Genomic DNA, 21,930 nt, shown 5'->3' with positions numbered 1-21,930 from the left:
GAATGATGAAACAATGAAGAGAAAAATATCGCCTAGTATTTGTGGTAAGGGTTTGTCTACATGCCGTGAAGACTTTCTGCTTTCAGGTAGTCTAGCCTGTTTACTTCAGCTATAATTGTTGGCTGTACACCCAGTTTCTTGGAGAGCTCGTCTATGATTTTGTGTGCATAAGATTTTGATGCACCTAGGTCGAAGAAGTCTATGAAACTTTCTCGCCCGCCACTAGTAATTACCTTGACTATTGTCCCTTGGCTGCTCTCTACAACTATAGTCGTTGCTACTAAGCCGCTCTTGGCTCTAAAGTAGTATTTTTCTCCAACAAATACGGCCATACGCGGCTTTGTACTATAGATCTCGCCGAATACGTTAGAGGCTATATTAATACTGGCAACAGCCTGTACTATGTTGTCAAATCCTACAGGAAATTTAACAGCTATACCATGTGCAAGCTTGCCCATGATATCACTCCAAGAAACCTATTGGCTTGTAAATAATGTTTACCTAATACATATTTTATTTTTCTTCTCTTGGAACTAAATAGTTTTTTAGGAAACATGAGTAAAAACGGTTATAAAAGAAAAGCCATTAAAAGACCTCCTGGTTTTATTCATGACCCCATTTTATTGCATATAATGCAATTACTATGCTTATTATAATCCATGTTGCGAATACTGTTGCTACGTATGTAAGTGATTCTGAGACACCGAGGCCCGCTAGTTGTCTTGCTAGTTCAGCTGCTGTTGCCGTGGGGACTAGTAGTGCTATTTTCCTAAGCGGTATGGCGATCCCTAATACCACTACTTGACTGGGCACGAGTTTTGCTGGGTAAAGTACTGGAGGCAGGATCGAGAATATGTTTGCAATAGGGTTTGTTATCGCCGAGACGTTTACTCCTTCACGAAGCTTCATCACTATTGCTATCCCGAGGAGCATTGATATGAATATTAGTGGTATTGATAATAGTAGTCCGACTAGTAGTTCTGTGAAGAACCCTAACATATACGCCATGAAGCCAACGACTACTAGTTCTACACCGAGGAACATCATGCTACTGATGAAGCTGCCTAGTATGTAGCTGAATGGTGTGATCGAGCTTGCTATGTACATGTGTAGTGTTCTACCAACACGGCTCCAACCAATCTCTTGTGCAATAAGGTTTATGCCTGTAGACCAGCCTCCCATTATCAGCCATGCTATGATAAGATTTCTGAGACCCTCAACTCCTCCCCAAGCATACATTATTACTATGAAGCCTAGCATGAACATTACTGACTGAAAGAGCCATGTAGGCTGTCTTATGATCCATCTACTTGTAAGGTAAGCTACGCCCTTAAATGACATAACAAGTCACCCCGATATATTCTTCACAATATACAGGTAGACGTCTTCAAGAGAAACAGTCTGTATAGACACGCTCTCGGCAATAGAGTCAGAAGCTATTGATAATGCTTCTCTATAACTGTTCGTATAGATGATCAATGTGTCTCCTAGCTCGAGAATCCTATCATTATCTATACTTGGTTTCATTCTAGGTTTCTTCAACACCACCTTGTGCGTATAAGGTAGCTTCTTCTTGATCTCACTAGTTTTTCCTTCATCAACTACTCTACCCTTATGTATAAGTACTAATTTATCAGAAACAGTCTCGGCTTCATTCATATCATGTGTTGTAAGGAGTATCGTCCTGCCATCCCTAACAGCTTCTCGTAGAGCCTTCCATACTTTATACCTCCCTTCGACATCAAGTCCAGCTGTAGGCTCATCAAGGAATATTACATCGGCTTCGCTAGCAAGCACCATCGCGACAGCTATTCTCTTGCGTTGGCCACCACTAAGTGAGTATGCAACCCTATTCCTTACATCCCATAGCTCTAGTTCTTCAAGCCACTTCTTTGCATAGACTCTAGCATCAGACTTAGGTATCCCGCGTGCCCACAAGTAGCCTACAACAGCTTCCCATGGAGTCCAGTTAGGGTCTATGTGTACATCCTGCGGGCATAACGCTATCTTCCTACGTACTTCACGTACCTGTTTCACCACGTCATAGCCGGCGACAAGACCGCGTCCACGAGTGGGCTTGAGTATTGTTGTAAGCATGCCTATGGTAGTAGTTTTGCCGGCGCCATTAGGCCCCAGCAGTACCGCTATGCTCCCCTCTCTTACACTAAAAGACACGTCAACAGCGCCCCAAACACCGTTCTTATACTTCTTCCCAAGACCCTCAGCTACAACAGCTTCTAAAACCACTGTGCCACCCGTTTCTAACAATAAGGCTTCTCCACAAGCATAAACCTCTTGTAGAAGCAAATCCACCTGATATGTGGAGAGTAGTCTACCCAATTAGAGCCATGAAAACCATTATTAGCTAGGTTTAGACAGAGTAGGTCAATTCTATAAACCTCTGGTTGTATAGCTTTACAAGCAAAAAAGAGCAGGTATATGATAGGGTGTATAATTGTTGAGGAAAACTGTTGTCATAGGTCTTGATTGTGCTCCCCCGAGGATACTTTATGATGAGATGAAAAACGAGCTTGAGTATCTCGGCAGGATCGTTGGTGATGGCGAGAGATATGTGTTGAAGTCAAGCCACCCTCCTATAACTATACCCGCATGGGCTGTTATGACCACCGGGAAGACGCCCGGCGAGCTCGGGCTCTATGGTTTTAGGCATAGGAAACCTGGGTCCTACGGCGAGATCTATATTGCTAACTCTAGGCTAGTACGCCACCCCCATATATGGGTTGAGCTTGGCCGCCTAGGCTACCATAGTATAGTCGTTGGTGTTCCCCCAAGCTATCCGCCCAAGCCGATCAAGGGGTATCTTATAAGCGACTTCATAACACCTGATGCGACAAAAATGTATACGTGGCCTCCAGGCCTCAAAAGGGAGATAGAAGGGCTTGTCGGCCCATACATCTTCGACGTTGTCTATAGGAGCCATGAGAAAGACAAGATTGTCAAGGAACTATGGGAGATGACTGAGCAGCACTTCAAGGTACTAAAGTATCTCGTGAAGAACAAGAAATGGGATTTCATGTGGTTCGTCGAGATAGGTGTTGACCGTGTACATCATGCTTTCTGGAAGTACTGGGACAAAGAACACCCTAAGTATGAGCCTGGTAACAAGTATGAACATGTCATACCGGAGTACTATAGGTTCCTAGACAAGAAGATCGGGGAGCTTCTCCAAGAGCTGCCGAAGGACACTCTCCTAGTAGTAGTCTCGGATCATGGAGCCAAGGCTATGAAGGGTGCTTTCGCTGTAAACCAGTGGCTAGAAGAAATAGGGTTCCTGAAGCTAAAGAGGAAACCAGAGAAACCATGCACCGACTTGAAGCCCGATATGGTTGACTGGGAGCACACCAAGGCATGGGGCTGGGGAGGCTACTACTCTAGGATATTCATAAACATCAAGGGCAGAGAACCCAAGGGCATAGTGCCCCCCGAGAAGGTTCCGGACGTCATAGCAGAACTACGTGACGAGCTGAAGAAGCTGCGTGGACCAAGTGGTGAGCAATGGAAGAACATGCTCTATACACCACAGGAACTCTACCCTGTCGTCAATGGTGATGCACCTGACACACTAGTGTATCTAGACGATCTGAACTGGCGTGCAGCAGGAACAATAGGCTGGCCAACACCTTACCTAGAGGAAAACGATAAAGGCCCCGATGACGCTGTCCATGACTGGTACGGTGTGTTCACAATATATGACCCCGAAGGCACTATTGAGTCAGGCGACAAAGGTGTGATAGACATAGTTGATGTAAAGAAGAAAATACTAGAAGCCATGGGTGTTAAAGAACTCACTAAAAACGATAACGTGGAGAACTAAAGTTTTTCACATGCCTTGTCTATAACAAATCTATACAAAACAATTTTTAGAGAAAACCACTCTTGATCTAACTAAAACCAAGAAGATACAGTATAGGGTGAATAACCATGAGAACATACCCGCCATGCATACAATGTATCACCGACGTTAGGCTCCGCGACATCAGATCAGCAGCTGCCGACCCAGATGAAGCTATTGAGAAACAACTTGAGCTATTGAGTGTGATACGCAACGAATTTGTCCGCGGCGGCGAGCTCACTATGATTGCCTCAAGGATTTTCTACAGATTGACAAAAATCATGCCAGAAGTAGTCGAGCACTACAGGATCATTAAGAGGAGAGCTATAGATGACTCATGGAAGATGATAAGTAAGTACAAGAAGCTCATAGAGGGGCTTGACGGGTACGACAAGTTCAGGCTTGCCGTGAAGATCTCCATAGCAGGTAATGCAATGGATACAGGTGTTGCTGGACACGAACCCCCTAAAGAGATCAGTGAAGAAACAATACTCTCAACACCCATAACAGTTGACCACACCAGAGAGATCTATAATCTACTTAAAGAAGGAGGACACAGGATACTTTGGTTGTTTGACAACGCCGGCGAGGCCGTGCTTGATACCATACTCATAGGCATTATAAGAGAAATGGGCAACAAGGTTGTTGGCGCCGCAAAAGAAGACCCAGGATTCCAGAACGATTTAACGATAAGTGATGCCGAGTACGCTGGACTCGACAAGTATCTCGATAAACTAATATCAACAGGATACATGGGGTCAAGTATACACCTAAACAGGGTATCAAATGATCTACTCAAAGAGCTGAAAGAAGCAGACATCGTTATAGCAAAAGGAATGGCTCATTTCGAGTACCTGCATGAAATAGATCTTGGTAAACCTACTGTATTCCTACTGATGCCTAAATGCGATATTATAGCACTCGTATCCGGAGGAAAGAAAGGAACCTATGTTGCCCTCCTGTCTAAACCAAGAAAGTAAGGGTAAAGGTTATGACAGAAGTACTTGATGTAGTACAAGGAGTACTTATGGCAGCGGCACTGGTTTCTCTCATAGCAGGATACGTATTGTATGCTAAGAAAAAGAAGGAATACACTGTGACGCTGATTCTTTTCTCAGCGACATTATTCCTCGTAACAACTGCTATTGCATCTTATAGAATCGGGAGCATAGAGTATCTTGTCTATCTAGCTATTGCCTTGTATGCAGGTTACTCATGTATCCAAAGACTTGTCTATACTAAAGGTATTGGCGATAAGAATATTATACGGAGATTGTTGTCTCTACCGCATATACCTTTGGCACTATTATTATTGATAGTTGTCTTAGGTATGGTAACTTGGTTTATCGAAGGATCGCTTGTGGGATTAACGATTTCTGTACTTGTAGGAATACTTGTAGTGATTGTCTTAGCGAGAAGCCGATGACCTATGGTAATCAATTTATGCTGATGCGGTTTTAGACAAAAAATATTGTTATAATTGTTTATCAAAGAAGTGAAAAATTGTTTTGAGGGTCTAATAAGAGATTATGTATCATGTTTTTGTCTCGTTTGTCGTTATTTCTTCTAGTATCTGTTGAAGCTGGTCTAGCTCCTGGTATAGCTGGTCTAGTTCTTGCTGGTACTCCTTGATCTTCTGTTTGATCTGTTCTATACGTTCTATAATCTCTTGCAGTGTTGTCGGCGGCTTTGTTACATTCTCGGGTATTTCTATGATCTGGAACTCAGTAAGCACTTTGGTCATTGTTACTTTTCCTGTCGGCGTTAGACTCAATACTTGATTTGTCTCTGTGTCAACAAGATCTATTGACACTAGTCCTCTACCATCTTTTGTTATTACTGTTACTTTCCAGTACAGTTTACCATTGATTAGTATGGGCAACGGCTCAGCGATCTCGAACTGCTCCCAGTCATATGTGGGGTGAGCCTGCTTTATTATTGATTCAACCTTGGATATACCCATGACTGGCTCGGGGAGAGTATATATCATTATATGTGGCTCGGGGTTGCTTGCATCAACATAGAATATGTATCTTGCCGCATAGGTCTGGCCCGGTGGCTCGACTATAAACACCCAGTATGGTCTGCCTTTCTCATCTACCATGAGATAGGGCTGTGGGTTTCTTCCAACATCTCTTATCTCATAGGTGTTATGGCGTAGTATGACTTCTCCAACACCAGTGTACCACTTGTATATCTCAGTCCATTCACGCGCTATGACGTCGGGGACCAAGGGTATGTTCTTGAATCTCGGATCGTTTCTTGCCTGGTCTACATTGAGAATCTCTATGTTACCGTCTTCGCTTACAACAGCATATCCATAAAGTACTGGCACTGATGTAAACATTGTTACTCTCCAGGTAGCTATTGGTACTAATATGTATATCTTATCGTTATACATGATCTCTATATTACAGTCCATAAGCACTCTTTTATCAAAACCAACACGTACCTTTATTTCTCTATAGAGATTGTTTAAGTAGAAGGGCGTTGCCTGTAAATTATGGAGACCCCACACTAGTTTACGGTTAATAATCTCCACCTTAGGTGGATACACTGAGCCATTTACGAATATAACTCCTTGAGGTGAGTACTTAATAGCGTTCCAAAATCCCTCAGGCTCAATAATCCAATTATAGACGATACTACCGTTAAGATAATAAACATAGGTCTCCTCCTCATAGATCGTATGTGTCGGCGTTTGTAGCATCGAGACAGCATACGCGTAGGCAGTATGAAGCGGGACAAGTCTGGCAGTACTAGTATTTATTGGTGTGTCTAACCTTACAATATTTATCTCATAGGGACTCGCGTCAAGAGTTCTTAATTGAGCAACAATAGAAAACGCTAACCCAGCTACAATAAGCCCTAGCGCCACTAAAACCATTACTCTATGTACGGGTTTAGTTGCAAGAATAGGCTTTAGGTCAGGATTTTTGAGAACCTCGGTGACAGTCTTTATTTTCCATATACTCCATATAATCATTAGGATCAAGCCTACGACAATTAATACAACACCTATTTTTACACTAATTGATAATGACGCCCACCATTCAGCAAACCCTGATACTATTGCAATGAATCCGTAAGATAAATAGAAGATGATGTACAGCACCATTATTGTTGTAACAATAAATGCTGCTTTACCCTTCCTCGTAACGGGGATACTAAACTCCATCTTGATCTTCCTTTTGTCTTTCAAAACAAGTACACCTTCCCCTCTACCACTTGAATAATATTAATTACATGGTCTTGTTTTTAAATATACTAAGAACTATTCCACTATAATACCGTGAGAGAGTAAGTATACAGAGTAGGTGTAAGGATCATTGTCTAGTAATGGAGGAAACATGTTTACGCTATGTTTTCTAGGCGTAACACTGCCCCCATGGCTTATCAAACTCTATGAAGATTCTATAGAGAAAGGTCTTCCCCTGGAAACCCAGCAGGTAAGATTATTTGTAAAACGTCTTGAGAACCGTGAAACTGATTTCTTCGACTACATATTAGAATCTGATTTAGTTAATTGTAGTAGAGTATTCCTTGAGACTATTGACGATGAAACCGTTGCCTGCTCTGTTAATAATAAGTTGCCCCACATGATTGTTTTCGACAAGAATATTCCTATTAAAGGCGAGACACCGCTATCAGAGGTGAAGAGAGAAATTGTTGTCAAAGCACCAAGGTTTGTACGAGAACTTCTTCTCGCACTCTACATGCTTCCCGATGAATATAGAGTTGACATGAATAACATTGTTACAAACCATATAATAGAAGGTAATCCATCAGTTATTGCACGCAGTTTCGTTTTCACGAACATCGTATACTTAAAGACTATAGACGAAATAGAGGACCTCCGCGATATAATCAGGAAACCTGACGCTATAACCGAGATAGGGCTTGTCATACCACGTCGTGAAATGTACTTCTATAGGCTCCTAAGAATACCTAGAATCAAGGGCTGGTCTGTAGAGCATTCCTCATCTATATCAAGAGGTCTGGATACCTATGTGATGAAAATACATTCTAGACCCGAAGACATACACATTGCTCTAAACATACTCCTACTCAACTCCTTGCTAGCATCTGTTAGAACTTATTTTGACATGTTCATAGATGTGTTTAGGCGTGCCCGTAACCTGTATACCAGCACTATAGCAATGCTTTACGAGAAACCTCTTATGAACATATTTATTACAAGCAATATACTAAAGAAAATGGTTAAAATGTATCCAAGCTATACTGACGCAATATCTTATCTCGACAGGTTTATACACGAGACTAAGGCCATGGAGACCCATATATCTGCCCCTATTATGGAGGAAGAAAAGCCAAGCAGTATAGTTGAAGCAGAGTCTCGTGCATTAATGTATGTTAACGAGAAGATACTTGACTACGTGAGAGGATTAAGGGAAGCAGTATCAGATACAGGTGAGACGCTGATAACTCAGATACACAGCCTTGGTACTCTCATCCAGTTACAGAGAACAGTATCAGCACTGATAGTCACCAGCATAGGTATATTAATCAATGTTCTTAGAATACTCCTCATAGAAATCCTCAAGCTATTCTAATGGAACACTAACGACGGCTTTTCTCCAGGGTTTCTATAACAGGTCTGTTTGATTACTCATAGACATCCTGTATATTACTTGAAGGTATTTCCGCGTACTGTATGTTAGCATGGAGTACCAATGAGTAGGGCATTACGGCCCCCATTGTGTATAAAATTAATGCGAACAAATGTATACAATAAAGTTCTTGTATTGAGGTTTATTAGTGTTTTTCTTCAGTTGTTTTAGGTAAAGTTTTTCTACTACAGGGTATCAACTAGCCTTATAGTTGTGATCAAGTAGTAGTGAAGGGTAGTTGTTTCATGAGGCTCTTCCCAAGGTCTACGAGAATAGAATTGAAACTATACTTCAAAATGCTGAGAAATAGAAGGAAGTACACTGGCCTCAGGAACAGCGATGTCGTTGATATATTTGATAGACTAGCCTATATTAGTCCAGAAATGCTTAACGTAGTTAACTGGATTAGAAGAAAACCTGTTGCAGCATTCAATCCTGCAGCCGTGGTTTCTGGAAGGAAGCTCTATGTGTTTCCAAGGATAATATTTGGATACTATCATTACGCATCTGTTGTTGGCGTATTCGAGCTGGACATAGAGGAGCTGCTTAGTGGCGTAAAACCGAGTGAACCTATTGACGCAAGGATCGTGATATACCCTACTGAGACCTGGGAACTTGCCCTCGGGTGTGAAGACCCCCGTGTTGTCATTGACAACAACATGTATATAGTGCTATATACTGGCGTATCCTTCTCCGAGAAGAACATAGGCGATAAACCACACATAGGCATAAGTAAACTGTATAGTCTACAGGCAATAGCTTTTCTAGACAAGGACATGAATATCCTCAGAAAAGACTACTTCAAGATCTCAGGGTACGGCCGATACCACGTGCCTTTAGTATGGAAAGACTCTGCATTACTGGGTAGTGGTATCAAGAGACCAATGCTTACACGTCCAATGGTTTTCGGAGAGGAAATTTGTTGGCGCTGTATAGCCGATCTAGATAAGGCTACAGCTCACATAGATACTTTCGAGCCAATATTCTACAATGAGTCTTGGGAGAGAAAAGTCGGGTGGTCAACAAACGCTGTAGAGCTGTCTTCCAACGAGTATCTTGTTGGATGGCATGGAGTATCGAAAACCGACGGTATATACAGAAACGGGCTAATGATTGTTAACAGAGAAGGCGAGCCACAAATGATATCTAAGTATTATCTACTAGCACCACGTGGTTTAGAGGAGATGTACGGAGATAGGCCAGCCGTAATATTCGGAGATGGTCTCGTGAAATACAAGGAGAAAATAATATGGGTTGGAGGAGTAAGCGACCACGCTATAGGAATATTTGCGGCAGACATTGAAAAAATAATGGAGCACATGAAGGATATTAAGTAGTTACATAAAGTATTCATTAGAAAATAATTAATGATGAAAAGCGTGGTACCGAGAGTTTATTATATCTAGAGACAAGATATAAAACAAAGTACGGTAATAGAGTGTTCCGAAAGAGGAGTAATCAAATGTTTTTGTCTCTAAAAATACTCATACTAACAAACATGATGACTACGCTCAAGACGTGGGTAGAGCCGTATATTATAAAGCTTTACCCCGTATACACTATTGTTATGAGGTCGGCATGCTATGTAAAAACATTATTGTCTTACATGTAATATGACTGGAGTTGGTGTTTTTGGTTAGAGGCTACGAGGTATCCGCTGAAAATATTGAGGACGTAGAGAGACTGTTAATTAAATTGAGAAGAATAATTGACTTTACTTTAGAAACCTACTTCTACAACATGATCATTAAGGCAAAGAAAAAGAAAAAACTAGTCGTTAGAAAACCCTATACTAGTAGGCCAGGGATCTTTAAATTAAAGAGCCTTATCACACCTGATAGAGTCCGGATCCGTATTGGGGAGATTATTACACAAGCATCAATAGCCACGAACCCCACAATAGCTGGATCAAGCAAGAAAGCTGTTCTCTACATAAGAGTCGCCACATTACCAAGTACTATTTCGGAGACCTTCATAGCACGTGCAGTTCTTGATATAAATGAGGAATTCTATGAACTCGTCGTAGAACCATACATCAATAGGGTTCTCCCAGGTGAAAGCATTGAAGATCCCCGTGTTGACCCACTTGATCCTAATTTACTGTATCACGTGAGAAGCTACCATTATTGGGATAAAGACTTTGTCTTCACTTTCAAAGCCTACGTGGATAGAAGGGAGGGACTTAAAATAGAGCCTGTTCTCTTCATGCACCGCGGAGAACCTAAAGCCTATAATGACCTTAGAGACACGTTTCCGCTCAACGATAGGTTCATGATCCTTAGACCATATATAAAAAGAAGAAACATCGGAGCAATATTTATTGGTCCCAGGAAAGAGAATTTCGTAGAGCTCAAGGACACTAATGTTATACCAGAACTTATCCCCCTCAAGTGGGAAGTGAAAACAGGAGGAGGCTTCGTAGCCAAGCTATCACGTGGAGAAAACCTCCTCTTCTACTATAGTGAAGACCCCTATGGAGTTCATAGACTATACGTAGCTGTTCTCAGTGATACAGGAGAATTCCTGGGAGGCACTATAGAGCCAGTGTTAACACCTAATCCATTGGTATACTCCGGTAGACGTGCATCAACAATACTTCCATGCGGAGCCTTAGTTGAAAGAAGAAAAATAATTATGGCGACAGGAATAGGCACTGAAGCTTTAGCATTTTATGAAGCATATATAGATGATCTAATGAACCTTATTACATATAAAAGATAAATTACATTTGTATGCTTAGCTAATTGTGCTTTAAATTCTCTAAGAAGTATACAGGCAATTATTTACTACAAAACTTTATTTTATTAAATGTTTTTAGGTTTTGTATGCCGAAATGAAAGTATAATATTTTACTTCCTTTCAACAGATAAGATATGATCGGTGGATGAAATGAGCTCAACAAGAGTTAAGATCTCATATTTAATTCTCGCTGTTTTAACAAGTATTGCAGCGAGAATTGCTAGTGATGCTCTTCATGTACCCGGTTACTATGATCTAACAGGAGTTGTGCTAGCTTACGAGCTCTTACCATTACCATGGGCTCTGGCAGCATCATTATTGATACCAGCTATACTTATATTATACTATAAGGTATACATGATAGCGTTTTGGATCTATGTAGTCGTGGGTCTTGCCTACTGGATTACTGCTAAGAAAATCAAGTACCTTCATGTATCATTTATTATAACACCGCTGATTTATGCTATATTATGGATTCTACTCTATGCTGTTATGACGAATACTCTTGATTACATGCCGGTCTTACTGAGGATGAAGGGGTTTACAGTACTTATTATGGATGCATTGTTCTCGATAACTATAGTAAGAATATGTACTGAAGTTACCACAAGACTTGGCGAGAAACATTCTTTCTCAATGAAACATATTACGATACCTATCATCATATTAGTAGTAGTCATTGGGATAAGCTACTACGTTGTACTGGATAACGAGTGGAGTGTCACACAAGGATTCAAAGACTACGACTGGCTCCAGAGATTCCATACAAAAATGGATTTCGTGTGGCTTCCACTTGGTGAGAAGGGTATAAACAACTACTATTATCCACACGACAGATTTGAACGTGGCAGTAAAGGATACCAGGTATGGATAGGAATGTATTGGATCCAGGGCAAACACGATGTCGCTGATGTAGGTCTCGTGTCACAGTTTGCAATATGGGACCAGAATTTCTGGCTAGGAGTCCATGGCTGCCCTAAGCCGTATACATATGTTGATGTTGTCTATAACATAACGAAGATAAACTATAAGGGATACGATGCCTGGCTCATGGAGGGAGGCATGATTTCACGTAGTGATGTACAGCCATACGAGGAAGTTAGGTTAAGAGGGTTCTTCATAACATTCTACGATCCAGTAAAAGATAGAACCGCTATAATTTATGCTTGCGCTACTGAAGACAACATAGGAGAACTAAAAGACAAGCTCTGGGAAGTGGTAATGAGCTGGGATATAGGCTGAAAACAAGTATTGAACCAGAGTCTACTTTGGCTAATCTTTTTCTTCCATGTAAAACCATTTGTTGAGTAGCAATAGTATTTCTTCTCTAATCTCATCAGATAACGACGTATCTTCGAGAAATTCCTCTAGCTCTTTCAACCTTCTCAAAACCCACTCTTTATTACCATCTTTTACTGCATGCTTAAGTTCTATGTCAAGAGCTTTTAAGTGGGCTCTCCAAAGGTCTTCTAGTTCTACTTCCTTAAACGTCCGTTCACCTATTTTGTACCCCATTGACTTCAGGAGACAAAGTTCTACAAGAACATGGAGTACATAGTACTTATTCGTTAGGACATCGTCGAGACTTATATTATCCTCGTCATAAGGCAATGTTGCAAGATGCTTCATAAGCTCTCTAGTGGAAACACGGCATTCAATATCATTGATTTTTATATAATACAAACCCCTCTTTTTGTTTATAACCACACGCCGCCCATTTGGTGGACACATTCTTGTCACCGTTTCTACTATTTTTATTAATGTAATCGAGTATCGAAATTACTGCCGTTTTCAGGATTTCTCGTCACTACGACTCAATGAATCTACTATAGTTTTAATCTTTAGCCCAACTATATATTTCTCTTTATACATTTACCAAATCTCTAGATAACTTTATTCCCCAAAAGATCTTCCCATAAGCGTGTACTTCCAAGCATCTTATTCCAATAAATTAATTATCTACTCGTATTCTATTTACACAAACTGCAAAAATTACTAGACACCATCTGCATAAGTGTATAAGTGTAAATGAAAACAAGTGTTTAAAGAAAAATATCTTTATAAGTCTATACACGATTATTTTGTGGTCTTAACTACTTTAGTACATAAATCTTCCTCCATTAATGCTTAATGTTACACCTGTTATGAATCTTGAAGCTGGTGTTGCAAGGAAGTATACTGCTTCAGCAACGTCCTCGGGGCGTGCTATGTCTCTCAAGGGGTGTAGCGCTTTTACTTTCTCTAGCTTCTCTGGTGTATCAATGTATTTCTTCACCATATCTGTTGCCACAAAGCTTGGTGCTACTGCATTAACTCTAATCTTAGGGGCTAGCTCGAGTGCCAACTTCTTTGTCAAGGCTATTACGCCGCCCTTGGCTGCAGAGTAAGCTGCTGATGCTACTCCCGCTGTTTGTCCAGCAAGACTAGCTATATTCACTATGCTTGCCCAAGGAGCTTTCCTCAAGAGTGGCAGGAATGTCTTTGTAACCAAGAATACGCCGGTCAAGTCCACTCTTATCACATGCTCCCATTCCTCAAGAGTAGTCTCATCAATACTCTTGTCATGAAATACTCCAGCATTATTCACTAGCACATTAAGATAAGGGATCTTATCTGCTATCTCCTTGTACGCTTTCTCAACACTCTCAGGATCACTAACATCCATTTGTACATAGAATCCCTCGCCTCCAAGTTTTCTTATCTCTTCAAGAACCTTCTTAGCAGTATCACGGTTACTATGGTAGGTGTATACTACATAGTAACCGCTACGAGCAAACCTTAGTACAATGGCCCTCCCTATACCACGATTGCCCCCTGTTACAAGAACATACCCTTCAACCACAGGAAATCACCAAAACAATATAGTTCCTTACTAGGAAAAAATAATTATTCTAAAACATCCTCAATACTATAAGCCCATTGATTAATCTTAAGAGATGCATAGATAGTAAAAGAACAAGATCATGGTGTAGAAGAAGCCAATAGTACAGAGCCAAACAGAGTTGATACAGCTATTAGGAGGAAACACGTTATTTTCATTATGGTGATAGTGTATGAGTCATAGAGTTATTGACTTAAAATGGGCTTTCCGCCTCCTCCATCCAAGACCAACTGTTATTGTTGTTTCAATAAGTAAGAACGGTGAAGTCAATGGCTGCGCAGTATCATGGATTACTCCTGTAAACGTTGACCCGCCTATTGTAGCGTTCTCTCTGGCGCCACGTAGGTACACTTACAAGTTGTTGAAGGAGTCTGGTGAAGCAACAATTAATATCATGAGCTTTGACCACATGAACCAAACCCATTACGTGGGCTCAGTGTCTGGTAGAGATGTAAAAGACAAACTAGTCAAAGCAGGATTCAAGCTAAAATCCTCAAAGAAAGTTAAGCCACCAGCTATAGAGGAGGCATTAGCAGTACTGGAGTGCAAAGTAGTAAATGAGATCGAGTATACAGACCATAACCTAATACTATGCCAAGTACTATACGCTGAAGCAAAAGAAGGAGTGCTCGAAAACGGGCTTGTACCAGAGGATATAAAACCATTATTACATGTAGGCAAAAATGTATACACTACTACAACAAAACACTATCAAGCAAAGGAATAAAGTAACACAACAATAGCGATTATATCGATAAACATTCATTCAATCCCTGTTATTCAAAATCTAATTAATAGTTTTCTCTCGATCAATGTTCTCCATTAATAATACTCCGTCAATGATCACTGTATTTATTAAGTTGTCGTGTATAAGTTATTTTGTGGTGGTATCTGAATGATATTGTTTGACTGGGGTACATATAATGCATTGAATACTTTGCCTAAAGCCGCTGCTCTCGGCATGAGGCTTACCGAGATCCCGCCGTGGGATTTTTCTCGTAGAACACGTGGACCAGAATACTTTGAAGCTTACAGTGACTTCGGGAAGAAAGCTTTCACAACCATTACTGCTCATGCCCCATACTACAACCTTATAAGTGATAGCCCAGCGATATCAAGCAGGATCCTAAAGATCATGAAGGCCGCCCTAGAGAAAGCCGTTAAGGCTGGTGCCGAGGTTTTCAACCTGCATCTTGGCTGGAGAGTCTATATGGATCAAAGAGACCTTGATGCCGTTGCTGATATCGTTAAGAAACTTCTTGAAGCCGCTCCTGAGAACGTGTACATAAGTCTCGAGACAACCTATACGAGGAGGCAGGTAGGTAGTCTAGATGAGATCAAGGCTATAATAGAGGCTGTTGGAAGCGATCGTGTAATACCCAGTCTGCAGCTAGAAAACATATTCATGTACGAGAAGAAGGTTGACCAGCACGGTAACTTCATAGCAGCCGACAAGGAGGTTACTCCTGAGTTCTGGCTAGACATACTCAAGAAAGACCTTGAGATAAGCCATGGATTCCTAAGCCTAAGGTTCAGCCAAGTAACTGGTGTATATTTCGGCAGGAGACTACTGAAGAAACGTGTACCACTAGGCAAGGGCTACCCAAGCCTAGAGCCGTTGGCAGAGGCGCTAGCTAAGTTCATGGTGCAGGAGGTTAGAAGCAAGAACATACCAATAAGAATGCATATAATCTATACCGGCCCACCCGAGACAAAGTATGAAGACACTATAATGCTTTATGCAGAGATAATGAAGCGTGCCGTACAGCATCTCTAGACTGCTACGATTAAAGTAATGACGATAAGTAAATGCTAGCAATTATTTTTTATAATAAATACTTGTATAGAAAAAGTCTTGAGTAATCTTTATAACGGAAGACAACGTATTTTCTGTTAAGAACATTCCAGACAGGATAGTATTTATTTGGTGTACATCTTGGCCCGTATTATCAATGTTGCATCCAAGACTTATGCTTCTAATGTTAAACATGTCTTCCTTGCTAGTACTATGATTTCAATACTCATCATTACCACCATAGTATATTTAACGTTATTTAAGCCACTTACAACAGGCATAAGTGCCTATCTTGGGTTGGTATCTGCACTTATATTATTGCTTCTCATAACTATAGGCTACCCCATTGTATATACACGGTCTGTAAACAAATACATTGAATTTAAGAGAATGCTTGAGAGAATAAAAATCGATAAAGACAAGATCATAGTTCCATCAAGAGCAAGAGTTAGCTACGGGGTTCTTGAAGCAGGGAGGTATCGTTATGGTGAGAGATCGGAGAAAGAAGTTCTCTCTTTTGAAGAGAAAGGTATTGCTGGTAGTGGTGAAGTAGAGTTAAGGAGTCTAGTCGCTCCATACATCTACTTCTCCTATGAATCCAACATAAGGAAAACGGCAAGCCAATTCTACATACTAAGTAATGCATTGAAGATAACTGAAGGTGAGAACAGTATTTATCTAGCTATACTAGGGCCTGTTGATATTAATGTAGAAAAGAACGTGCTATCAGTAAGAAAAGATGATGACTACGCTGAAGCTGTTATCGAAAAGAAAAACGATAAGATCTATATCAAGCTCAAGTACAACAAGAATAAATCGAGAGCGGCAAGATTAGTACTTTACACTAGGTCTAGAGACAAACTCTTCGATATAACAAAAACTATTGGAGAACTAGATGTTAGTGGAGAAAAAGAATTCGTATTAGACCTAGTTATTCCCAAAGAGATAATGATACTCCCATTACCTGATACTAAAAATGCTTTCCACTTACTCAACATAGACAATTCATGGATTAAACCCGTAATAAGCAAAAGCTATGCCACATACTACATGACAGGATACGAAAATGCTGTCATAAGATTAGTCTTAGATATACCCCATGCCAGAGACATTGTTGACGAAGCACGCATAAGAGCAACTGTGGAGCAAGGACTGCGAGAACTATGAATAAACTAAAAACGTGAAATATACCTACAGTTAATACTGTTCTTAAACAACGAACGTTCTATATCGTAACTCACTAAAACAATAATGGAACTGATGCCACTCATGTTTTATATTTTCTCCAACAATAAACTATGATGTGGAGTGTTGGTATTGGCAAACAAGTTCAAACTACGGGTAAAACCAAGAGATTACCAAGTTGAAGCTGTTGAATGGGCTCTTGAGAGGAAGGGCGCTGTAGTTGTTATGCCAACTGGCTCCGGGAAGACATTGATCGCTGTTCTCTGGGCCAAGAAGCTCTTGGAGACGGGTGAAGCTAAGAGAATACTCTTCCTCGAGCCAACAAGGATCATGGTGGAACAGACAGCAAAGTATATAAGGAATGTCTTGGGCGTTGAGGCAACCCCTATTCACGGAATGTACCCCCGTAGGAAACGTATTGAGCTCTGGAAGAAGGCCGTAATAGCTGTCGCGACTCCCGAGACAGCGTTAAGTGACCACGAGATTGTTGTTGAGCAGGGTTTCGATGGTGTTGTAGTAGATGAATGCCATCACACTACCGGCAAAGATGCTTACGCGGAGTTCATGAAGAAAACAAGGTTTAAACGCAGACTCGGCTTAACAGCGTATATCCCGAGGAGCCGTTGGGATGAGATCAAGGGGTATATTGGCGAGATAAGGGTTTGGAGCTGGGAAGACGAGAGGATAAAGAAGTATGTTCCACCATGGATAGGAGAGATCTATGAAGCCGAGCTCAATGATGCCGAGAAGAAGGTTCTAGACGTACTAGAAGAGACGAGAATGAACTATGCTGGGAGACTGCGTGGTCTCGTAAACACTGCTATCAGGTGGTTTGTACGTGATGGAGCACTTGCTCTCAAGGAGAGCCTTGAAAAGGAGACTAGTTTAGCTGGAATACTAAGTCATGTCAAGCCATTGCTTGAAAACCCTGGTGTCAGACCCCTGCATAAACTCGATGCATTGAAGAGGATTCTCCGTGACCACGAGGGGTTCGATAAGGCTATTATTTTCGTTGATAGAGTCATTGTAGCTAAGACTCTTGTCGAGGAACTGAGTGAATATAGCCCTGTTGCAATCTATGGGCGGGCAAAGATGAAGACTGATGTCAAGGCTGTGTTGGAGAAAGCACGTTTGCCGGACACGAGAGTGATCGTGTCTACTTCGGCTGGGGAGGAAGGAATCGATCTCCCGGAGGCGGATCTACTAGTTATATGGAGTAATGTGGCGAGTCCAATAAGGTTTATACAGAGGCATGGGAGGATCCTTAGGCTGGTCGGCGCCAAGGGGCTGAAGTTTGTTACATACATTGTTACACCAGATACCCCGGATATGGATAGTCTCCTGGACTCGCTTGAAGTTGCCCGAAAAGCTGGTGTAGATGTGCCTGTTGACCAGGAGGTGCTAGAGTCTCTATGGAGGAGGACCACGAGAAGCCGTATAATAGCACTACTTGAAGGAAGACCTATGCCCGCGGAGTGGATCAGCGAGATCGTGAACATGCCTATAGACCTTGTCCATAAGGCTCTGAAGAAACTAGAAGAAAAAGCACTTGTATTCTACATATACACTCACCTAGGCAAAACCTATGCTTTACCACAGGATATAGAAGTGGTTAACGAGCAATATCAAGAATACCTTACCCCTAACAAGGAGCTTAGAGCAAAAATAAAACCATACATAGAAACTAAAGAACTCAAAGCAATCACGGGAACATACGAGACAATACTATCGAGGCTAAGGAGTATACTAAGGAAGTACGGTAAAATAAGCAAACTAACAGCAAGCCTCCAAATACCATTGCCTACTGGTGCACTACAACAAGTAATGTTACATTATACATTCACTATAGAAGACGAGAAAGTACTAGAGACAGTGGTCAAAAATATCTTCTCAGCGGAAAAGTACATCAAATACATATACAAAACACCGTCCGATAAAGACAATACAGGTTAACAACATATAAACATCAGGAAGAGAAGACCCGGGACCCCTATTGCCATTCACACTATTCCACATAGGTCCAGGGTTATTCTTTGGGTTGCTACTGAGAAAACATATTCATCCACCAACTTTCCTCATAGCAAACCTGATAATCGACCTAGAGCCTATCATAATGGTGTTCATACTGGGTCTCGACTATCCACTCCATGGTTATGCACATACATTCCTAGCAGCAATAATCATAGGTATACTTCTAGGATATACAATGTATATACTAGAGAAGTATTTGAAGCCGATCTATAGTGTTTTCCTGGACAACATAGATTATGCAGTTGCCCTCAAAGGCTATATACTAGCCGGGATATTGGGGGCAGTACTACACGTACTATTTGACTCCCCATTATACCCGGACATAAAACCTTTCATTCCATTGCAATATAACTTCCTGTATAATCCATCACTTACCGACGAAATATACATGATATGTATGGCAACTGGACTCATTGGTATAATATATTATCTATTCATTGTTATGAAGTATAAAAAGAAGCCATAATATATTAGATATTTCCTAAGTATGTGGTGTTTAGGTCTAGCTTTCCTTATTCTCGGGTAGATTGTACATGTATATTGTGTCGCTAAGAATTAGATAAAAACTATTGTCTTTCCTGCTGTACAGTATTGGCTTCTTGTAGTGTTTAGCTAGTTTAAACAGTGATTCTATATTTTGTAACGATACTATTGGCTTGCTTCCTTTGTCAACAAGTTCTCCATAAATAATTTGAGAAGAGTGTTTGCTTAAGTAACTTGGCGGTTTACTTGTTAATTTTACCTTCCTTACATATGTTACTAGTGTAACAAGAAATAGGGCTGTAAAAGCTAGTACCATGTACAGAGATGTTTTTCTGGCGTCCACAATAGTCATGCCTATGGGGTTGAATATATTGGGTTTAACGTTTCTCGAATAACTTGAGTATTCTCTGCTTAAATCTTTTGAAGAAATAGATATTCTATTGGCATCTTTATTAAATGAAATTATTATTTTGGGGTTAAGGTTATACGTTTTCAATGCACCATTGCTATATTTCACTCTTACTACAATATTTATTGGGATTTCATACTCGAATTCTCGTGTACGTTGATTGATTTCGGAATCAATTACGTTAACTACTTTTGATATTTTATTTACATCAATACTTATTGTATACGTAAGCGGGTTATCTTTTACCTTCACATAGGTTACATCATAGCTTTTTGCCCATGAACCAGATTTTATTACTGAACCCATTGAGACACTAGTATTTGCGGATACTATCTTCCCCAAACTGGTTTTGCTATTTAATACTGTTTTTACCGATATATTCACCACTATTTCTTTAACTAGATTGTAGTATACTTGATTTGTATTGATAACAGTTCTGTAATCGTATATGAGAGCTGGCTTTACTTTTACAGCACTTTTTACTGTTGCTTTAAGAGACGCATACGTTATAGTATATTTGTTCTCAATATATTCTCTCTGCCTGTAAGCATACACCATTATTATAGAGGAGGCAACCAATGCTATGAGGAGAAGCAAGAGTATAATCTCGATGTATCTCCTAAAGTACAACATTATCTTTAACTCGATATTTTTATTCAAAAACAGTCACCACATCTCTTAGTATGTATATTATGAATAAACCCAGTATAAAAGTTATAGTTACACCAATACCTGTTACAGGACTTTCAAATATTCCAGAAAAAAGTAGCGACGGATATCCCATGTGTGGTATAGTAAATACTTGTTTACCAACAATATTTTCTTTCTTTAAAACCCATGGATCGGGAGCATCATTTGCGTCTCCTTGTGTTATATACATTTGCTCGCCGTTTCTCTGATAAGAAGCAATAACTCGGTGGATAATCATTTTATTTCCTACAATGAAAACTATGACATCACCTTTATTAGCATCTAGATCATTGATATTAATTACAACAATATCTCCTCTACTCAGTGTTGGTTGCATACTATTGCTAGCCACTACTATAGCACGGTATCCAACAAAGAAACCCACCATAAATATTATTGCTCCGATAAGCAGTATCTTGTTAACAATATTAACGAACTTACTTATCTTCGCCTTATAGAATGAGCCCGTAACTTGATCTATGCCTATTGATGTCTTTCTCTCAACAACGTTATATACATAGAATATTGATGCTTGGAGTAATGATATAAATACCAGTAATAACCATCTAATTACTCCAGTTAAATCAGGCATTATTGGTACAAGTTTTATCATAGTAGTATATGGTATACTGAAGAATAACTGAGCTTTAAACCCATATCTCCAAGCAATAATGGTTAATATAAGGTTTTGTGAAAATAATACCATTAACTCGGGAATGTCCTTGATCTCAAGACCTTCAAGCTTAGATAATGATACACTGAGCAATGTTGTTGCCAAGGAAACTAGAAGAAGAAATCTTTGGTTTATCCAGAGATAACTCATTTTCTTTATAAAGATGTTTCTAAGAACTTCTAATGAAATAACGTATGAAATCCTATACACTATGTATACAATATACTGGAAAAGCATTACCGCTAGTAAGTTAAAGCCAAAACCAAAGTATATTCCCGCAGCATACCATGGTATAAGACCTGCTAAGAGCATAAACGAGATTACGTTTGCATACTCTTTTTGCTCAAAAATATCATGTGCACTATTAGTAGCTATGAATGTAACAAACATTATGATCCATATAATTGAAGGAATTACGTAGAAAGTTAGCCCATAGAGGACTTGTAGATTTTGAAGCATGTATGCAGAAATAAAGAGCAGTATTATTGTAGTAGTTATTTTCTTCAAGGTTTACTACTACCTCAACCACGGATTGAGTTATTTGGTGAAAAAATATATTG

20 protein-coding genes and 1 pseudogene are annotated in these 21,930 nt (G+C 40.2%); 13 read left to right on the top strand and 8 right to left on the bottom strand.

Annotation, left to right across the window (positions count from 1 at the left end; translation table 11 throughout):
* Window positions 1–56: 56 nt before the first annotated feature.
* From J4526_06875 to J4526_06865, 3 genes are all read right to left on the bottom strand, one after another.
* Window positions 57–458, bottom strand: a complete 402-nt coding sequence (locus J4526_06875) for a hypothetical protein (protein ID WFO74791.1) — start codon at window positions 456–458, stop codon at window positions 57–59.
* Window positions 459–603: 145 nt separating this feature from the next.
* Window positions 604–1,341, bottom strand: coding sequence for a hypothetical protein (locus J4526_06870; GenBank protein WFO74790.1), 738 nt, complete (start codon window positions 1,339–1,341; stop codon window positions 604–606).
* A 6-nt stretch (window positions 1,342–1,347) separates the two neighbouring features.
* Window positions 1,348–2,247 carry an ABC transporter ATP-binding protein gene (locus J4526_06865; protein WFO76369.1) on the bottom strand — a complete coding sequence of 300 codons (900 nt, stop codon included), beginning with the start codon at window positions 2,245–2,247 and terminating at the stop codon, window positions 1,348–1,350.
* 211 nt (window positions 2,248–2,458) lie between these two features.
* Between J4526_06865 and J4526_06860 the strand changes: the two genes are divergently transcribed.
* The 3 genes from J4526_06860 to J4526_06850 all read left to right on the top strand — a co-directional run bounded on the left by J4526_06860 (window position 2,459) and on the right by J4526_06850 (window position 5,279).
* Window positions 2,459–3,835, top strand: a complete 1,377-nt coding sequence (locus tag J4526_06860; protein WFO74789.1) for an alkaline phosphatase family protein — start codon at window positions 2,459–2,461, stop codon at window positions 3,833–3,835.
* Window positions 3,836–3,942: 107 nt separating this feature from the next.
* On the top strand, window positions 3,943–4,833 hold the full coding sequence (locus J4526_06855; protein WFO74788.1) for a DUF89 family protein: 891 nt from the start codon (window positions 3,943–3,945) through the stop codon (window positions 4,831–4,833).
* A gap of 11 nt (window positions 4,834–4,844) precedes the next feature.
* Window positions 4,845–5,279: a hypothetical protein gene (locus tag J4526_06850; protein ID WFO74787.1), complete on the top strand. Its 435-nt coding sequence runs from the start codon at window positions 4,845–4,847 to the stop codon at window positions 5,277–5,279.
* 108 nt (window positions 5,280–5,387) lie between these two features.
* Here the strand turns inward: J4526_06850 and J4526_06845 are convergent, their stop codons facing one another.
* A complete protein-coding gene (locus J4526_06845) occupies window positions 5,388–7,055 on the bottom strand; it encodes a hypothetical protein (GenBank protein ID WFO74786.1) in 1,668 nt (555 codons plus the stop codon).
* A 127-nt stretch (window positions 7,056–7,182) separates the two neighbouring features.
* Here J4526_06845 and J4526_06840 point away from each other — a divergent pair, with 127 nt between their 5' ends.
* The 5 genes from J4526_06840 to J4526_06820 all read left to right on the top strand — a co-directional run bounded on the left by J4526_06840 (window position 7,183) and on the right by J4526_06820 (window position 12,465).
* On the top strand, window positions 7,183–8,427 hold the full coding sequence (locus J4526_06840) for a hypothetical protein (protein WFO74785.1): 1,245 nt from the start codon (window positions 7,183–7,185) through the stop codon (window positions 8,425–8,427).
* 302 nt (window positions 8,428–8,729) lie between these two features.
* Window positions 8,730–9,821 carry a hypothetical protein gene (locus J4526_06835; GenBank protein WFO74784.1) on the top strand — a complete coding sequence of 364 codons (1,092 nt, stop codon included), beginning with the start codon at window positions 8,730–8,732 and terminating at the stop codon, window positions 9,819–9,821.
* A 125-nt stretch (window positions 9,822–9,946) separates the two neighbouring features.
* Window positions 9,947–10,096: a hypothetical protein gene (locus tag J4526_06830; protein ID WFO74783.1), complete on the top strand. Its 150-nt coding sequence runs from the start codon at window positions 9,947–9,949 to the stop codon at window positions 10,094–10,096.
* 20 nt (window positions 10,097–10,116) lie between these two features.
* Window positions 10,117–11,205 (top strand): hypothetical protein, encoded by a 1,089-nt coding sequence (locus tag J4526_06825; GenBank protein ID WFO74782.1) that lies wholly within the window; start codon window positions 10,117–10,119, stop codon window positions 11,203–11,205.
* A gap of 168 nt (window positions 11,206–11,373) precedes the next feature.
* Window positions 11,374–12,465: a hypothetical protein gene (locus J4526_06820; GenBank protein ID WFO74781.1), complete on the top strand. Its 1,092-nt coding sequence runs from the start codon at window positions 11,374–11,376 to the stop codon at window positions 12,463–12,465.
* 30 nt (window positions 12,466–12,495) lie between these two features.
* Here the strand turns inward: J4526_06820 and J4526_06815 are convergent, their stop codons facing one another.
* Complete coding sequence (locus J4526_06815; protein ID WFO74780.1) at window positions 12,496–12,954, bottom strand: hypothetical protein; 459 nt, start codon at window positions 12,952–12,954, stop codon at window positions 12,496–12,498.
* Window positions 12,955–13,321: 367 nt separating this feature from the next.
* Window positions 13,322–14,065: a 3-oxoacyl-ACP reductase FabG gene (locus tag J4526_06810; GenBank protein WFO74779.1), complete on the bottom strand. Its 744-nt coding sequence runs from the start codon at window positions 14,063–14,065 to the stop codon at window positions 13,322–13,324.
* Window positions 14,066–14,276: 211 nt separating this feature from the next.
* Here J4526_06810 and J4526_06805 point away from each other — a divergent pair, with 211 nt between their 5' ends.
* The 5 genes and pseudogenes from J4526_06805 (at window position 14,277) to J4526_06785 (ending at window position 19,581) form a co-directional block, all read left to right on the top strand.
* Complete coding sequence (locus tag J4526_06805; protein WFO74778.1) at window positions 14,277–14,831, top strand: flavin reductase family protein; 555 nt, start codon at window positions 14,277–14,279, stop codon at window positions 14,829–14,831.
* 174 nt (window positions 14,832–15,005) lie between these two features.
* Window positions 15,006–15,881 (top strand): TIM barrel protein, encoded by an 876-nt coding sequence (locus J4526_06800; GenBank protein ID WFO76368.1) that lies wholly within the window; start codon window positions 15,006–15,008, stop codon window positions 15,879–15,881.
* Window positions 15,882–16,040: 159 nt separating this feature from the next.
* Complete coding sequence (locus tag J4526_06795) at window positions 16,041–17,066, top strand: hypothetical protein (GenBank protein ID WFO74777.1); 1,026 nt, start codon at window positions 16,041–16,043, stop codon at window positions 17,064–17,066.
* Between the two features lie 162 nt (window positions 17,067–17,228).
* Window positions 17,229–19,037 (top strand): annotated as a pseudogene (locus J4526_06790) (DEAD/DEAH box helicase family protein).
* Between the two features lie 40 nt (window positions 19,038–19,077).
* Entirely contained in the window at window positions 19,078–19,581 is a 504-nt protein-coding gene (locus J4526_06785) for a hydrolase (protein WFO74776.1), read from the top strand.
* 36 nt (window positions 19,582–19,617) lie between these two features.
* Here J4526_06785 and J4526_06780 read toward each other — a convergent pair whose 3' ends face one another.
* Complete coding sequence (locus J4526_06780; protein ID WFO74775.1) at window positions 19,618–20,667, bottom strand: hypothetical protein; 1,050 nt, start codon at window positions 20,665–20,667, stop codon at window positions 19,618–19,620.
* Complete coding sequence (locus tag J4526_06775; protein WFO74774.1) at window positions 20,660–21,877, bottom strand: signal peptidase I; 1,218 nt, start codon at window positions 21,875–21,877, stop codon at window positions 20,660–20,662. The genes J4526_06780 and J4526_06775 overlap by 8 nt, the downstream gene beginning before the upstream one ends.
* Between the last annotated feature and the right edge of the window lie 53 nt (window positions 21,878–21,930).

Source organism: Desulfurococcaceae archaeon MEX13E-LK6-19 (assembly GCA_029637525.1).
In the GTDB taxonomy this organism is placed as follows: Archaea; Thermoproteota; Thermoprotei_A; order Sulfolobales; family Desulfurococcaceae; genus MEX13ELK6-19.
The sequence above is the reverse complement of the archived record's forward strand: the minus strand, read 5'-3'. Positions and strand labels throughout refer to the sequence as shown.